This is a genomic window from Streptomyces sp. NPDC046900 (assembly GCF_040644975.1).
Classification (GTDB): Bacteria; Actinomycetota; Actinomycetes; order Streptomycetales; family Streptomycetaceae; genus Streptomyces.
This window is the reverse complement of record NZ_JBEYXD010000016.1, coordinates 154,167-168,828: the sequence shown is the minus strand read 5'-3', so window position 1 is coordinate 168,828 and position 14,662 is coordinate 154,167. Positions and strand designations below refer to the sequence as shown.

At 71.7% G+C, this 14,662-nt stretch carries 11 protein-coding genes; 3 read left to right on the top strand and 8 right to left on the bottom strand.

Features of this window, described 5'->3' with window-relative positions; genetic code table 11:
- Nucleotides 1-179 precede the first annotated feature (179 nt).
- The 4 genes from ABZ904_RS18945 to ABZ904_RS18930 all read right to left on the bottom strand — a co-directional run bounded on the left by ABZ904_RS18945 (nucleotide 180) and on the right by ABZ904_RS18930 (nucleotide 6,048).
- Entirely contained in the window at nucleotides 180-1,340 is a 1,161-nt protein-coding gene (locus ABZ904_RS18945; protein WP_361824470.1) for a magnesium and cobalt transport protein CorA, read from the bottom strand.
- Nucleotides 1,341-1,607: 267 nt separating this feature from the next.
- A complete protein-coding gene (locus tag ABZ904_RS18940; RefSeq protein ID WP_361824468.1) occupies nucleotides 1,608-1,925 on the bottom strand; it encodes a trypsin-like serine protease in 318 nt (105 codons plus the stop codon).
- A gap of 254 nt (nucleotides 1,926-2,179) precedes the next feature.
- A complete protein-coding gene (locus ABZ904_RS18935) occupies nucleotides 2,180-4,990 on the bottom strand; it encodes an AAA family ATPase (protein WP_361824465.1) in 2,811 nt (936 codons plus the stop codon).
- Between the two features lie 221 nt (nucleotides 4,991-5,211).
- The gene (locus tag ABZ904_RS18930) at nucleotides 5,212-6,048 is read right to left on the bottom strand and encodes a LuxR C-terminal-related transcriptional regulator (RefSeq protein WP_359406086.1); all 837 of its coding nucleotides are present in this window, start codon (nucleotides 6,046-6,048) and stop codon (nucleotides 5,212-5,214) included.
- Between the two features lie 101 nt (nucleotides 6,049-6,149).
- Here ABZ904_RS18930 and ABZ904_RS18925 point away from each other — a divergent pair, with 101 nt between their 5' ends.
- Together ABZ904_RS18925 and ABZ904_RS18920 are read left to right on the top strand one after the other, a co-directional pair.
- On the top strand, nucleotides 6,150-7,829 hold the full coding sequence (locus tag ABZ904_RS18925) for an AMP-binding protein (RefSeq protein ID WP_359406089.1): 1,680 nt from the start codon (nucleotides 6,150-6,152) through the stop codon (nucleotides 7,827-7,829).
- Nucleotides 7,826-9,433: an AMP-binding protein gene (locus ABZ904_RS18920; protein WP_359406092.1), complete on the top strand. Its 1,608-nt coding sequence runs from the start codon at nucleotides 7,826-7,828 to the stop codon at nucleotides 9,431-9,433. The genes ABZ904_RS18925 and ABZ904_RS18920 overlap by 4 nt, the downstream gene beginning before the upstream one ends.
- 44 nt (nucleotides 9,434-9,477) lie before the next feature.
- Here the strand turns inward: ABZ904_RS18920 and ABZ904_RS18915 are convergent, their stop codons facing one another.
- A complete protein-coding gene (locus tag ABZ904_RS18915) occupies nucleotides 9,478-10,233 on the bottom strand; it encodes a hypothetical protein (protein ID WP_360994721.1) in 756 nt (251 codons plus the stop codon).
- 236 nt (nucleotides 10,234-10,469) lie between these two features.
- On the opposite strand from ABZ904_RS18915, the gene gcl reads away from it, so the two are divergent.
- Nucleotides 10,470-12,254 carry a glyoxylate carboligase gene (gene gcl, locus ABZ904_RS18910; RefSeq protein WP_360994718.1) on the top strand — a complete coding sequence of 595 codons (1,785 nt, stop codon included), beginning with the start codon at nucleotides 10,470-10,472 and terminating at the stop codon, nucleotides 12,252-12,254.
- Between the two features lie 57 nt (nucleotides 12,255-12,311).
- On the opposite strand, the gene ABZ904_RS18905 is transcribed toward gcl, so the two are convergent.
- The 3 genes from ABZ904_RS18905 to ABZ904_RS18895 form a co-directional block, all read right to left on the bottom strand.
- A complete protein-coding gene (locus ABZ904_RS18905; RefSeq protein WP_359406101.1) occupies nucleotides 12,312-12,893 on the bottom strand; it encodes a TIGR04222 domain-containing membrane protein in 582 nt (193 codons plus the stop codon).
- A gap of 160 nt (nucleotides 12,894-13,053) precedes the next feature.
- On the bottom strand, nucleotides 13,054-13,290 hold the full coding sequence (locus ABZ904_RS18900) for a hypothetical protein (protein ID WP_361824459.1): 237 nt from the start codon (nucleotides 13,288-13,290) through the stop codon (nucleotides 13,054-13,056).
- A 438-nt stretch (nucleotides 13,291-13,728) separates the two neighbouring features.
- Nucleotides 13,729-14,622, bottom strand: coding sequence for a 2-hydroxy-3-oxopropionate reductase (locus ABZ904_RS18895; protein ID WP_359406107.1), 894 nt, complete (start codon nucleotides 14,620-14,622; stop codon nucleotides 13,729-13,731).
- Between the last annotated feature and the right edge of the window lie 40 nt (nucleotides 14,623-14,662).

The window sequence follows — 14,662 nt, the reverse complement described above, 5'->3', positions numbered from 1 at the left end:
GGGCCTCTGCTCGACAAAACACACCGACCGGTACCGGACAAACCCCGAATGAGACCCGACCCGCGAACGAGCGGCACAAGGCCCACGTCGGAACATCCGGTTGTACGGACAACACGCCACCCAGGCGCGCCAGCTCCGCATAGACACCGGACGGACATCACGGCATCACGTGATGACTCTTAGAGCCAGTCCTTCCGCTTGAAGATGAGGTACAGACTGGTGCACACGACAGCCATCAGGACGATGGCGAAGGGGTATCCGAGGGCCCAGTGCAACTCGGGCATGCGCGAGAAGTTCATGCCGTAGATGGTTCCGACGAGCGTCGGGGCGAACAGGATCGCCGCCCAGCTGGAGATCTTCTTGATCTCCTCGTTCTGCTCGAAGCCCGCCTCGGCCAGCGCCCGCATCTCCGCGTTCTGCTCCTGGGTGACGAGTGTGGCGTTCACCGTCAGGATGTCCGTCAGGGCCTGGCGGAAGCCGTCGACGCGTTCGCTGATATGGGTGACGTGGTCGGCGACGTCGCGCAGATAGCGCTGGAGTTCCTCGTCCGTGCCGTACTTCGCGAAACCGGCCATCAGGCCGTGCAGCATGCCCACCAGGGGGCGGGTGGCGCGCTGGAACTCCACCATTTCGCGGGAGAGTTCGTAGATGCGGCGGGAGACCTCCGGGTCGCCGCGGAAGACCTCGGTCTCGATCTCGTCGACGTCGATCTGCACCCCGGCCACCACCGGGGCGTACCCGTCCACGACCGCGTCCAGGATCGCGTACAGCACCGCCTCCGGGCCCAGTTTCAGCAGCTCGGGCGTCTCCTCCATGCGGCGGCGGACCGCCGACAGGTCCGGGGCCGCTCCGTGCCGGACCGTGATCACGAAGTCCGGGCCGACGAACACGTGCAGTTCGCCGAAGTCGACCTCCTCGGGGGCGTCCAGATAGCGGGCGGCGCGCAGCACCACGAACAGCGTGTCGCCGTACCGCTCCAGCTTGGGCCGCTGATGCGCCTCCATCGCGTCCTCCACCGCGAGCGGGTGCAAGTCGAACTCGTTGGCCAGGGACAGGAGTTCCGACTCGGTCGGACGGGCGAGACCGATCCATGCCATGCCGTGCGGTTCGTCGCGCAGCTCGCGGAAGGTGTCCGCCAGGGAAGCCGGCGACGAGACGCGGACGCCGTCCCGGTACAGGGCCGCTTGGACGATGCTGCCCGCCTCGGCCGGTTCCGCCGGCGGCTGGTCCGGGCCGGGCGCGGCCGGGACGGCGGGCGGTGCCGGTGGCTGGGTGAGACCGCGGCGCCAGACGGACTTCCTGCCACCCCTCGGGGTCGGACGGGCACGACGCTCGGACATCGCGGCTGCCTCCCGTGTCGAACGTACGTCTGCGTGATCACGTCGCAGGATATACGGGGCAAACGGCGCGAGAGCGGGGAGTGCGACCAGGATCCGGTGAGAGTTGCGGACCGTGACTGTCCGCGAACAGGGCGGCAGCCTCCAACGGGCCGGGACGGGGACGGCCCCGGTGCGGACAGTGGAAAGGGGGCGTTGCGGGCCGCTCGTGGAGGCCCGCAACGCCCCCTGGCATCTACCTGAGTGGTACTCAGGAGCCTTCGGGGCCGGCTACGAGGTGACCTGCGCCGTGACCAGGTTCGAGAAGGTGGTGAGCCGGGTGTGGACACCCGGGTGACCGGCCTCCGCGCAGACGTTGCCCCAGGAAGTGATGCCTGCCAGGACGCCCCCGATGAGCGGGGGACCGCCGCTGCCGCCCTGGCAGGTGTCCACGCCGCCGGACGAGTATCCGGCGCACACCATGTCGCTCGCGACCAAGTCGGAGCCGTACGAGCCGCGGCAGCTGGAGTCGGACACGATCGGCACCGTGGCGGTGCGCGGCTGGTCGGCGGCGGCGACCGTTCTCCTGGCGCGGTTGAGGCCGAACATGGGTCTCCTCAGCGGAATGCCGGTGGGGGGGTTCGCGCGGGTGGGGGGTGGTGCACGGAGGTCGTGGCTCCGTCACACCCGACGGAAGCCGAGTGCGGGGAGGGACCCCCGTGTGCCCGGGCGAGCGGCACGCCCTTACGCTAGGAGCCGGAGGGGTCCTGCCCCAATGAGGGAACCCCCTAAGGGCAGTTGGGCAGGGTTAACCCTCGGTCTGCGCGCGTATAACCGTCAACTTGGTTTCCAGCAAGGGTTGTTCAGCCCGAACGCTGCCCCGCCGCCAGCCGCACGATGTCCACCCGGGACCGGATGCCCAGTTTGCGGTAGACGCGCGTCAGCGTCGCCTCCACCGTCTTCACGCTGATGAACAGGCGCGCCGCGATCTCGCGGTTCGTCGCACCCTCCATGACCAGCGCGGCCACCTGCCGCTCCGTCGCGGCGAGGGTGTCGAGGGCGGCCGCGGCCAGGGGCGGCTGGGCGGGGCCGGTGACGGAGGCGGTCTCCACCTGGCGCAGCCACGGCATGGCGCGGCAGCGGCGGAAGAGCCTGGCCGCCTCGTCGTACGACGCCGGACCCGGCCGCTGGGTGCGCAGGCGCGCGAGCGCATAGGCCGCCCGCGCCTCCTCGAGGCAGTAGCCCAGGGCCGCCAGCCGGTCCTGAGCCGACGTCAACTGCCGCTCCGCCTCCTCGACTTCGCCGCGCCCCGCCCGGATCAGGGCCTCGGCCCGGTCCAGTACGGCCAGTACGCTCTCCCGGCCGAGCCGCAGCGCCCGGGCGCGGGTGGCGTCGACGACGTCCTGCGCCTCGGCCGGCTCCCCGACGCGGACCAGCGCCTCGGCGAGGTCGCCCTGCCAGCGCCCCCGGGCCGGGTCGGTGACCCCGAGGCCCTCCTCCAGCTCCCTCACCCGGCGCAGGGAACGCACCGTGCCCGCCGCGTCCCCGGCCACCAGTTGGGCGTGCCCCAGCGCGGCCAGCGCCCGCGACAGATAGATCACGTCGCCGTCCTCCTCGGCGCGCCCCACCGCCTCGCGGGCCAGCGTCAGCGCCCGGTCCACCTCCCCGCCGGCGGCCTCCGCGAGCGAGGTGAGCATCGCGCTCGCGGCCTCCCCGATCCCGGTGTCCCGCGCCAGCCGGAGGCTCTCCCGCGCCAGGTCGAGGGCCCGCCCGCAGTGCCCGGCCCGCAGCTCGGTCTCGGCGAGCCCGCGCAGGAAGTGGACCTCGGCCTCGACCATGCCGCGTCGCCGTGCCTCGCGCAGCAGGGCGCTGACCGTCTTGCGTGCCTCGCCCAGCTGGTCGCTCATGACCAGCCAGCGGAACCGTACGGCGCCCGCGCCGTTGTGGTCGCACGCCACCCGGGGGTCCTGGGGTTCCTTCAGCGCCCGCTTGATGGTCGCCGGGGCGTCCGGATGCCCCATCAGGGTCTCCGCCTGGGCCTGGAAGGCCAGCGCCAGCAGCTCGTTGCGCCGGTCCCCGGCCCGCGCCGCCAGATCCGCGGCGAGCGCGCCCTCCTCCCGCGCCCGCTCGAAGTCGCCCTCCACGAGCAGGGCACGCCAGGCGAGTTGGTAGTGCACCAGGGTGAGCAGGCGCGGGTCGTCGCCCGCGTCCGCGAGCGCCTGGGGGAAGACCGAGTCGACCTCGGCCATCGCGTGTCCGGCGGCGTCGATCACGACCATCCAGGCCCGTACCCGGTCCGCCGGTTCGGTCGCTTGGGCCAGCACCTCGTGGGCGATGTCCCGGGCGAAGTCCGTCTCTCCCGCGGTCAGCGCGTCCTCGGCGGCCTGCGACCGCCGTGTGTCCGGGCCCGGGACGGCGTCGCCGGGAGTGTGCCGGGCCGCGAGCAGTCCGAGCCCCGCCGCCACTGACGGGGCGCCCCGGTCCCGGGCGGCGGCCGCTGCCTCGCCGAGGCGTTCGGCCACATGGGGGTCGGTGCCGGTGGTGGCCAGCGCGAGATGCCGGGCCCGCTCGATCGGATCGGCGGCCGCCGTGGCCAGCGCGGCGTGCGCGCCGCGCCGCTCCTCCGGGCTCGCCTGGGCGTACAGCGCGGCCGATATCAGCGGGTGCGCGAACCGTACTCCCGGCGTGTCCCGCTCCGTCCCCAGCAGCCCGAGCGTGGCGGCCTGCGCGGTCTCCGCCTCGGCGTTCTGCCGGCCGGCCGCGCGCAGCAGGGCGAGGGTGGGCCGTGCCCCGGCGCTCGCCACGAGCAGGGTGCGGCGCGCCTCCGCGGACAGCGCCTCCAGCCGGCTCAGCACCAGGGCACGCAGCGAGGTCGGCACCGGCAGCGGCTCACCGGGTCTCGGGGGCCTCGAGCTCTCGGCGAGGGCACGGCCGAGCTCCAGCGCGAACAGCGGATTGCCGCCGCTGGTGCGGTGGATGTCCCTGACGGTGGAGCGGGGCAGGCCGGTGTAGCCGCGATGGTCGAGCAGTTCGGCGACGTGGGTGCGGGTGAGCGGGTTGACCCGGACCGCGAGCGTGTCCGGCGGGGACGTGCCCAGGTAGCGGTCGTGCTCCTGGGCCTGCGGTTCGTTGTGCGTGCGCACCGCGCACAGCAGTTGCACCGGCGTGCCGCCCAGGCGCCGGGCGGCGAAGCCCAGCAGTTCGGTGCTTGCCGGATCCAGCCACTGCAGGTCGTCGGCGACGATCAGTACGGGGCCGCGGGCGGCGAGCGCGCGCAGGGTGGACAGGACCGCGAGCCGCAGCGCGAGTCCGTCCCGTTGCAGCGTGGACTCGCCGCGGCCGGTGAGCGCGGACTCCAGGGCGGTGCGCTGAGGGGCGGGCAGCTGAGAGGCGACCTCGTCCACCACGAGACCGAGCAGGTCGGCGAGGGCCAGGAAGGGCAGATGGGATTCGGACTGGGTCGCCGAGCAGCGCAGGACGGTGCGCACGGTTTCACCGTATTCGGCGGCCAGCGCGCGCAGCACCGTCGACTTTCCTATTCCCGCCGGGCCGTGCACCAGCACACTGCCCCCGGCGGCGAGCTGCTCGCGCGCTCCGGCGAACAGCTCCTCCCGGCCGATGACCAGGTCGGGGCGGGGTCGGGCAGGCTCCTTGAAGTCCCGTCGCACGGTCACCGCTCCCTCCGTGTGTCGTGTCCTGGCCAATATTAGGCAGTCGGTCTTTGAAATTCGGACGGGCGGTGTGGTGAGGGGAATAACAGCGGGCCCGGTACAAGGGAATTCAGTTCGGTCTTGAACGAATGAAGAGCCGGCAATCCGGGTGAGGGCACGAAGCGCGGGTGGGTGCCGGTCCACCGGGAGTCACGGGGGAGGAGCTGCCGCAAGCCGGCCGGGGCCTACGGCAGGACTCCGGCCCGGCGCGCCGCCACCACCGCCTCCCACCTGGTGTGCGCACCCAGCTTCCGCATCGCGGACCGCAGATAGCCCTTCACGGTCTCCGGCCGCAGCCCCAGCCGTTCCGCGGCCATGGCGTTGGTCGCCCCGACCGCCAGGCACGACAGGACGTCCACCTCCCGCGGGGACAGGCCCGCGGTCCGCGCCCCGGAGCCGGGTGACGCCGCGCCCGCCAGGCGCCCGCAGACCTCGAGGATCTCGGCCCGCAGCGCCGGGTCCTCGATGCGTCCGGCCAGCGTCCGCAGCACGCCGTGGGCCTCACGGACCTGCTCCCATGCCGCGCCTGCCGGCGCCGACGGCTCCCGTACGGCCGCCAGCACGGCCTGTGCCTCGTCCCGTGCGACCAGAGCCTGCTCCACGTCCCGTGCCGCCTCCACGGCCGCGTTCAGTGTGCGGTCGCCCAGCGGCTGCGCGGTCCGCAGGGCGCCGTACAGCACACCGCGCACCCGGCGCCGTACGACGACCGGGATCGCGAGCACGGACTTGAGGCCTTCCGTCGCCACCGCCACGTCGTACTCGTGAGTGATCTGCCGGGAGGCCGAGTAGTCGGTCACCGCGCACGGCCGGGACAGGGCGACCACCTTGCCGCCCAGGCCGTTGCCGGAGACGACGGCGAGCGAGCTGAGCGCGGTGGTGGCGGTGCCGCTGAGTTCGCTGATCCGTATCTGCGGCCGCCCGGACTCCACCAGGCCCCCGAAGGCGACCGGCAGCCCCGTGGCGCGCCTCAGCCGCACGAGCGCGCCCCGTACCTCCACCGCCTCGGCTGCGTCAGCTGCCACGTGCTCAACCCTTCATCGCGGCGCACCCCCGTTCGGGGGTGGTGAGACCTCCATCACGGATTACACGATGCTAGGTGGCTGTCCGGCAATGAGGAGGACACATGACGGCGAACACCGACGCGACGGAAGCGTTCCGGACCGCGCGGGACTTTCTGCTCGCTCACCGGGATGACTACGCCACGGCCTACGAGGGCTTCCGCTGGCCGCGTCCGGCGTACTTCAACTGGGCGCTCGACTGGTTCGACGTCATCGCGGACGGCAACGACCGCACGGCCCTGCACATCGTGGAGGAGGACGGCACCGGCACCCGGCTCACCTTCGCCGAGATGTCCGAGCGCTCCGACCGGGTGGCGAACCGGCTGCGCGCGTGGGGGGTGCGGGCCGAGGACCGCGTCCTCGTCATGCTCGGCAACCAGGCCGAGCTGTGGGAGACCGCGCTGGCCGCGATGAAGCTGCGCGCGGTGGTCATCCCGGCCACCCCGCTGCTCGGACCGGCGGACCTGCGCGACCGCGTCGAGCGCGGCCGGGTCCGGCATGTGCTCGTACGCGCCGAGGACACCGCGAAGTTCGACGAGGTGCCGGGCGACTACGGCCGGATCGCGGTCGGGGGCGCGCCCGAGGGCTGGCGGGCGTACGAGGAGGCGTACACGGCCGACGCCCGGTTCGAGCCGGACGGCCCCACCCATGCCGACGACCCGCTGATGCTCTACTTCACCTCGGGCACCACCGCCCGCCCCAAGCTGGTCGAGCACACCCATGTCTCGTACCCGATCGGCCACCTGGCCACGATGTACTGGATCGGCCTCAAGCCCGGGGACGTGCACCTCAACATCTCCTCGCCGGGCTGGGCCAAGCACGCCTGGTCCAATCTCTTCGCGCCGTGGAACGCGGAGGCGACCGTCTTCCTGCACAACTACACCCGCTTCGACGCCCCCCGGCTGATGGCCGAGATGGACCGCGCGGGCGTGACGACCTTCTGCGCCCCGCCGACCGTGTGGCGCATGCTCATCCAGGCCGACCTCAGCCAGCTGCGCACCCCACCGCGCGAGGCGGTCGCCGCAGGAGAGCCGCTCAACCCCGAGGTCATCGAGCAGGTGCGGCGCGCCTGGGACGTGACCATCCGGGACGGCTTCGGCCAGACGGAGACGGCCGTGCAGGTGTCCAACAGCCCCGGCCAGGCGTTGAAGACCGGCTCCATGGGCCGTCCCAGCCCGGGATTCCGCGTGGAACTGCTGGACCCGGTGACCGGGGTGCCGGGCGCGCGGGAGGGCGAGATCGCGATCGACCTGTCCGCCGATTCCGTCGGTGTGATGACCGGCTACCACGGCGACCCCGACCGCACGGCGGAGGCCATGGCGGGCGGCTTCTACCGGACGGGGGACATCGGCTCGCGGGACGAAGACGGGTACATCACCTATATCGGGCGCGCGGACGACGTCTTCAAGGCCTCCGACTACAAGATCTCCCCCTTCGAGCTGGAGAGCGCGCTGCTCGAGCACGAGGCGGTGGCCGAGGCGGCCGTGGTGCCCGCGCCGGACGAGCTGCGGCTCGCCGTTCCCAAGGCCTACGTCGTGCTCGCCGCCGGCTGGGAGGCGGGCCCGGACGCCGCGAAGGTCCTCTTCGAGCACTCGCGTGAGGTCCTCGCCCCCTACAAGCGCATCCGGCGTCTGGAGTTCGGCGAACTGCCCAAGACCGTCTCCGGCAAGATCCGCCGGATCGAGCTGCGCGAGGCCACCGCGGCGGGCTCGGCACACGAGTACCGCGAGGAGGACTTCCGGTGACGGAGCTGTCGTACACGCACGGGACCAGCACCACGCCGCTGCTCGGCGACACCATCGGCGCCAACCTCGACCGTGCGATCGCCGCCCACCCGGACCGCGAGGCCCTGGTGGACGTACCGTCCGGACGGCGCTGGACGTACGCGGAGTTCGGCGCCGCCGTCGACGAGGTGGCCCTCGGGCTGCTCGCCAAGGCTGTCGGTAAGGGGGACCGGGTCGGCATATGGGCGGTCAACTGCCCCGAGTGGGTGCTGATCCAGTACGCCACCGCGCGCATAGGCGCGATCATGGTGAACATCAACCCCGCCTACCGGGCCCATGAGCTGGAGTATGTGCTCAGGCAGTCCGGGGTCTCGCTGCTGGTCGCCTCCCTGGCCCACCGCACCAGCGACTACCGCGTCCTGGTGGACCAGGTCCGCGGCCGCTGCCCCGAGTTGCGCGAGACGGTCTACATCGGCGACCCGTCCTGGGAGGTGCTGACCGCCGGCGCGGCTTCGGTGCCGCGCGAACGACTCGTGTCCGCGGCGGACGGGTTGAGCTGCGACGACCCGGTCAACATCCAGTACACCTCGGGCACCACCGGGTTCCCCAAGGGCGCCACGCTCTCACACCACAACATCCTGAACAACGGCTACTGGGTGGGCCGTACGGTCGGCTACACCGAGCAGGACCGGGTGTGTCTTCCCGTGCCCTTCTACCACTGCTTCGGCATGGTGATGGGCAACCTCGGCGCCACCTCGCACGGCGCGTGCATCGTCATCCCGGCGCCGTCCTTCGAGCCGGCGGCCACGCTGCGGGCGGTACAGCAGGAGCGCTGCACGTCCCTGTACGGCGTGCCGACGATGTTCATCGCGGAGCTGAACCTGCCCGACTTCACGTCGTACGACCTGTCGTCCCTGCGCACCGGCATCATGGCGGGCTCCCCGTGCCCGGTCGAGGTGATGAAGCGGGTGGTCGCCGAGATGCACATGGAGGAGGTGTCCATCTGCTACGGCATGACGGAGACCTCGCCGGTGTCCCTGCAGACGCGGATGGACGACGACCTGGAGCACCGCACCGGAACGGTCGGCCGGGTCCTGCCGCACATCGAGGTCAAGGTCGTCGACCCGGTGACCGGTGTGACCCTGCCGCGCGGCTCGGCGGGCGAACTGTGCACCCGCGGCTACAGCGTGATGCTCGGCTACTGGAACGAGCCCGAGAAGACCGCGGAGGCCGTCGACTCCGGCCGCTGGATGCACACCGGTGACCTCGCGATGATGCGCGAGGACGGCTACGTCGAGATCGTCGGCCGCATCAAGGACATGATCATCCGCGGTGGGGAGAACATCTACCCGCGCGAGATCGAGGAGTTCCTGTACGCGCATCCGAAGGTCGCCGACGTCCAAGTGGTCGGTGTTCCCCACGAGCGGTACGGGGAGGAGGTCCTCGCCTGTGTCATCCCGCGCGACCCGGCCGATCCGCCCACGCTGGAGGAGCTGCGGGCCTTCTGTGACGAACAGCTCGCGCACTACAAGATCCCGAGCAGGGTGCAGATCCTCGACTCCTTCCCCATGACGGTCTCGGGCAAGGTGCGCAAGATCGAGCTGCGGGAGACCTACGGCGAGTGAGCCGACGCTCGGAGCGCCGGATGTCCGGCCGGCCGCGGGGATGATCAGCCGCGGCCGGCGGCCAGCTCGTCGGCCGGGCTGTTCACCGGCTGCGGTGTGCCCGTGAGATCGAGGACGAACAGGGCTACGCCGAGGCGGTTCGCGACGCTGCGCGCGTCGTCGTCGTATCCGGCGAGGGAGAAGTAGGCGCAGCGGACGGACTCCGACATGGCGGTCAGCCACAGGCACTCCACGTCCCGCGGTGCGGCCGGGCGCAGCGTCGGGTCCACCTGCGCCAGGATTCCGCGTGCCGCGAGTCCGATCCCGTTGGGCGGCCGCTGGGCGGCGCGCCGGACGTCCCGGTAGCCGAGCCTGCGCAGATAGAGCGCGGTGGCGGTGACGGCGTCCCGCGGGGTGCGGATGGCGACGGGCCGGAAGTCGGTGGGGGACGACTCCCGCCCGGTGCCGTGTTGCGTTGTGACGCTGCTCCTCCGGGGCCGAAGACCCGGGTCCGGCACGTCGTCCGGATGCGACCGGGCCGAGGGGTCGGCCGGTCGCGGCCCCCCGTGCAGCGGAATCCGCAGGACGGCTCCGCAGGGGCAGCCCAGTTCCGGCTGTGGCCACTGGTCCTCGCGGGCGCACCTGGCGCAGCGGACCGTGACCCATTCCTCGTCCCATGTGCGGTGAGTGATCACAAAGGGCGTGGAACGGCGGCTCAGCGGCGGTGCCACGGGTGCGCCGCAGGGGCAGGGATAGGCCGGCGCGGTGTAGAGGTGCTCGCGCCGGCAGGCCGGACAGTGCACCGGCACGCTCTCGGGCATGGCCCACTCCAAGGCGATCGGGACAGCGCTCCCATCGTGCTCCTGCACAGCCCTTTTTGTCCTGGGCTTCGCCCGCTTCGCCGGGCCGGTGACCGTCCCGGTCACCCTCTCTTGACGGTCTTCTGCCTCCCACCTACATTGCTTCCAGATAGTAGAATTCAATTTCCGTATTACGGAAGTGCTCACCGCGGGGCGCGACGGGAGCGCGAGTCCGACAGCCGAAGCAGGAGTACTCAATGGCTCGTATGACCGCTGCCCGAGCGGCAGTCGAGATCCTCAAGCGCGAGGGCGTCAGCGACGCCTTCGGGGTCCCGGGTGCGGCGATCAACCCCTTCTACGCGGCCCTCAAGGCCTCCGGCGGCATCCGCCACACCCTGGCCCGCCATGTCGAGGGCGCCTCCCACATGGCGGAGGGCTACACCCGTACGCGCCCGGGCAACATCGGCGTCTGCATCGGCACTTCGGGTCCGGCCGGGACCGACATGATCACCGGCCTGTACTCCGCGACCGGTGACTCGATCCCGATCCTCTGCATCACCGGGCAGGCGCCGACCGCCGTCCTCCACAAGGAGGACTTCCAGGCCGTCGACATCGCGTCGATCGCGGCACCGGTCACGAAGATGGCCGTCACCGTCCTGGAGGCGGCGCAGGTCCCGGGCGTCTTCCAGCAGGCCTTCCATCTGATGCGCTCGGGCCGGCCGGGCCCCGTCCTCATCGACCTCCCGCTCGATGTCCAGCTCACCGAGATCGAGTTCGACCCGGAGACGTACGAGCCGCTGCCGGTCTACAAGCCCGCGGCGACCCGCGCCCAGATCGAGAAGGCGATGGCGCTGCTCAACGCCTCCGAGCGCCCGCTCGTCGTCGCCGGCGGCGGGGTCATCAACGCCGACGCCGCCGAACTGCTCGTCGAGTTCGCGGAACTGACGGGCGTTCCGGTCGTGCCGACCCTGATGGGATGGGGCGTCATCCCCGACGACCACGATCTGAACGCCGGAATGGTCGGCCTGCAGACCTCGCACCGCTACGGCAACGCGACGTTCCTGGAGTCCGACTTCGTCCTCGGCATCGGCAACCGCTGGGCCAACCGGCACACCGGCCGGCTCGACGTCTACACGGCGGGCCGTACGTTCGTCCACGTCGACATCGAGCCCACCCAGATCGGCAGGATCTTCGCCCCCGACTACGGCATCGCCTCCGACGCCAAGGCGGCTCTGGAGCTGTTCGTCGCGGCGGCCCGGGAGTCGAAGGCCGCGGGCGACCTGCCCGACCGCTCGGCCTGGGCGGCCGCCGCACAGGAGAAGAGGGCAAGGCTCCAGCGTCGTACGCACTTCGACGACATCCCGATCAAACCGCAGCGCGTCTACGAGGAGATGAACAAGGCCTTCGGCCCCGAGACCCGGTATGTCTCCACCATCGGTCTCTCACAGATCGCCGGCGCCCAGATGCTGCACGTCTTCCGGCCGCGCCACTGGATCAACTGCGGTCAGGCGGGCCCCCTCGGCTGGACCGTCCCCGCCGCCCTCGGCGTCGCCAAGGCCGACCCGGAGGCGTCCGTGGTCGCCCTCTCCGGCGACTATGACTTCCAGTTCATGATCGAGGAGCTCGCCGTCGGGGCCCAGCACAGGATCCCGTACGTCCATGTCCTGGTGAACAACGCCTACCTCGGCCTGATCCGCCAGGCGCAGCGGGCGTTCGAGATCGACTTCCAGGTGAACCTGGAGTTCGAGAACGTCAATGCGCCGGAGCTGGGCGTCTACGGCGTCGACCATGTGAAGGTCGCCGAGGGCCTCGGCTGCAAGGCGATCCGGGTGACCGACCCGAACGAACTGGGCGCCGCCTTCGAGCACGCCAAGAAGCTCGCCGCCGAGTACCGGGTGCCGGTCGTCGTCGAGGCGATCCTGGAGCGCGTCACCAACATCTCGATGTCGACCACCAACGACATCAGCCAGGTCGTCGAGTTCGAGGAGATCGCGACCGAGCCCGGCCACGCGCCGACCTCCATCAAGACGCTGAAGGTCTGACCGGATCGCCGCAAGGGGTGGCCGGGGTGTACGACCGGCCGCCCCGCACGGCTGTCCTCATGCCATCCCGCAGCCGCCGCCGTCCCCGCTGCCACCGGTCGCACCCCAGCCCGGCCGGAGCTCCAGCTCCGTGGTCCCGGCACGCCCGACGAGCCCGGCCGCACGGGCGAAGCGTGGCACGAGCGAGGTCAGTGCCTGGTCGCCGTACAGCGCGACGGCGAGCAGCAGTTCGTCGTTCGTGAGCCCCGTCCTGGACTCGGGAAGCGGGTCCCGGGCGCGCAGGGACCGCAGAGTGCGCCGTGCCGTCCATGTGGGGCCGGGCGGGAAGGCGCGCAGCAGTCCGGCCGCCCTGAGACCGCGGCGCACCTCGGTCAGCGCGCTTCGCACGCCCCGCCGCTCCAGCAACTGCCCCATCCCCGCGGTCCGGTAGAGCGCGGAGTGCACGGCCTTCGTCAGTGCCGGGACGGCCTGCTCCGGGTCGTTGAGCGCCCCCGTGGTCCGCATCGTCGCGGGCCGCCCGGGTCCGACGGCGCCCCGCAGGTGCAGTGTGAGCACGGCGACCGTGACGGCGGCGCGGGGACCACCCCGTAGAAACGCGATCTCGTGCGGCTCCAACCGGATCGTCGACGTGGTGTCCATAGGGTCCCCCGAACGAGTCGGGGCCCGCCGCCCCCGTGCCGGCGGGCCCCGTGTACCGAGAATGTGCCCTCGGACCGGGGTGGTTGAAGCCTTTTGAACAGTGTTCAGAGGTTGATTTGAGGATTGCGTAGCCGGCTTACGCACGCAGGCGTAAGCGCTCTCATTCGGCGTCGAGGTCCGACAGTCCCGGCCAGTCGTCGGGTCCTCCGCCCTGCCAGTCGATGAGGTCGCCCTCCTCGACCTCGATGCGGTCCAGATCGGCCATGCGCAGGATCTCGATGACGTCGTCCAGATGGCTGGCGATCCCGAGCGTCACGTCGCCCTCGGTGACCCGTCGCGATCCGTCGAGGGCCGGGGGGTGCACCACGATGTGCGGAAATTCCGTTGGCAGCTCCATGCCTTCAGCCTCCTGCCACCGGGCCGGAACCGCACCCGGGCACACCGAGAGCGCCGGATACGGGACATCGTGCATCCGGCGCTCTCGGTCGTACGCGGGCCGGGACCGCGGCGGGCGCGACGGTCCCGGGGGCCTGCCTCCCTCTGGTCGGGAGCAAGACGCCCGGGGCCTTCGCCACCGCACTGGCTCGCACGCCACCGCGGTCCCGGTCCCGCTCTCCGCCGATCCGGGCGACCACCCCTCATCCGGGTCGCTCGGTGGTGGCGGGCCTCGCGCCCGTCTCCCGACCCCTCGTCAGGAGACGGGCGTGGTCACGGGCGGCCTGCGTGGGGCCGCCGGCGACGGTCGTCCCGTGCGGCGGCTGGTTCCGGGCCGCGGCGGCGCCTGGGCGCGACAGGACAGGTGTCGGCGCCGGCGCGGCCCGGGGTCTTGGAGGGATCAGGCCTGTGTGCCGGAGAGACGTTCCACGGCCCGCAGCAGGGCCGAGTGGTCGAGCCCGCCGTCGCCCTGTGCACGCAGAGCGGCGACCAGCTGGGCGACCACGGCGCCCACCGGCAGGACCGCGCCCACGGAGCGGGCCGCGTCCGTGACGATGCCCATGTCCTTGTGGTGCAGGTCGATACGGAAGCCCGGCTTGAAGTCGCGGTTCAGGAAGTTGTCCTTCTTCCGGGCCAGCACGGTGGAGCCCGCCAGCCCGCCGCCCAGGACCTCCAGGGCAGCCCTCAGGTCCACGCCCGACTTCTCCAGGAAGACCACGGCCTCGGCGCACGCCTGGATGTTGACGGCGACGATCAGCTGGTTCGCGGCCTTCACCGTCTGGCCCGAACCGTGCGGTCCGCACAGGACGACGGTCTTGCCGAGCGCCTCGAAGACCGGCCGGGCCGCGTCGAAGTCGGCCTGTTCACCGCCGACCATGATGGACAGCACGGCCTCGACCGCGCCGGCCTCGCCACCGGAGACCGGGGCGTCGAGGACACGGATGTTCTTGTCCCGGGCGGCCGCGGCGAGGTCGATCGAGGTCTGCGGAGTGATCGAGGACATGTCGATCAGCAGGGCGCCGGGCCGGGCGTTCGCGAGGATGCCGTCCGGGCCGTACGCGACGGCCTCGACCTGCGGCGATGCGGGCACCATCGTGATCACCACCTCGGCGTCCCGCACGGCCTCGGCGATCGAGCCCGCCGCGGTGCCGCCGGCGGCGGTCAGCCGGTCCAGCTTCTCCTGCTCCAGGGTGTGGCCGGTGACGTGGTAACCCGCCTTGATCAGGTTCTCCGACATGGGGGAGCCCATGATGCCGAGGCCGATCCAGGCGATCTTGGGGAGGGTGCTGGTCATGAGGGTGCCTCTCTGACTGCTCTGGTGTCTCGGTGGGGTG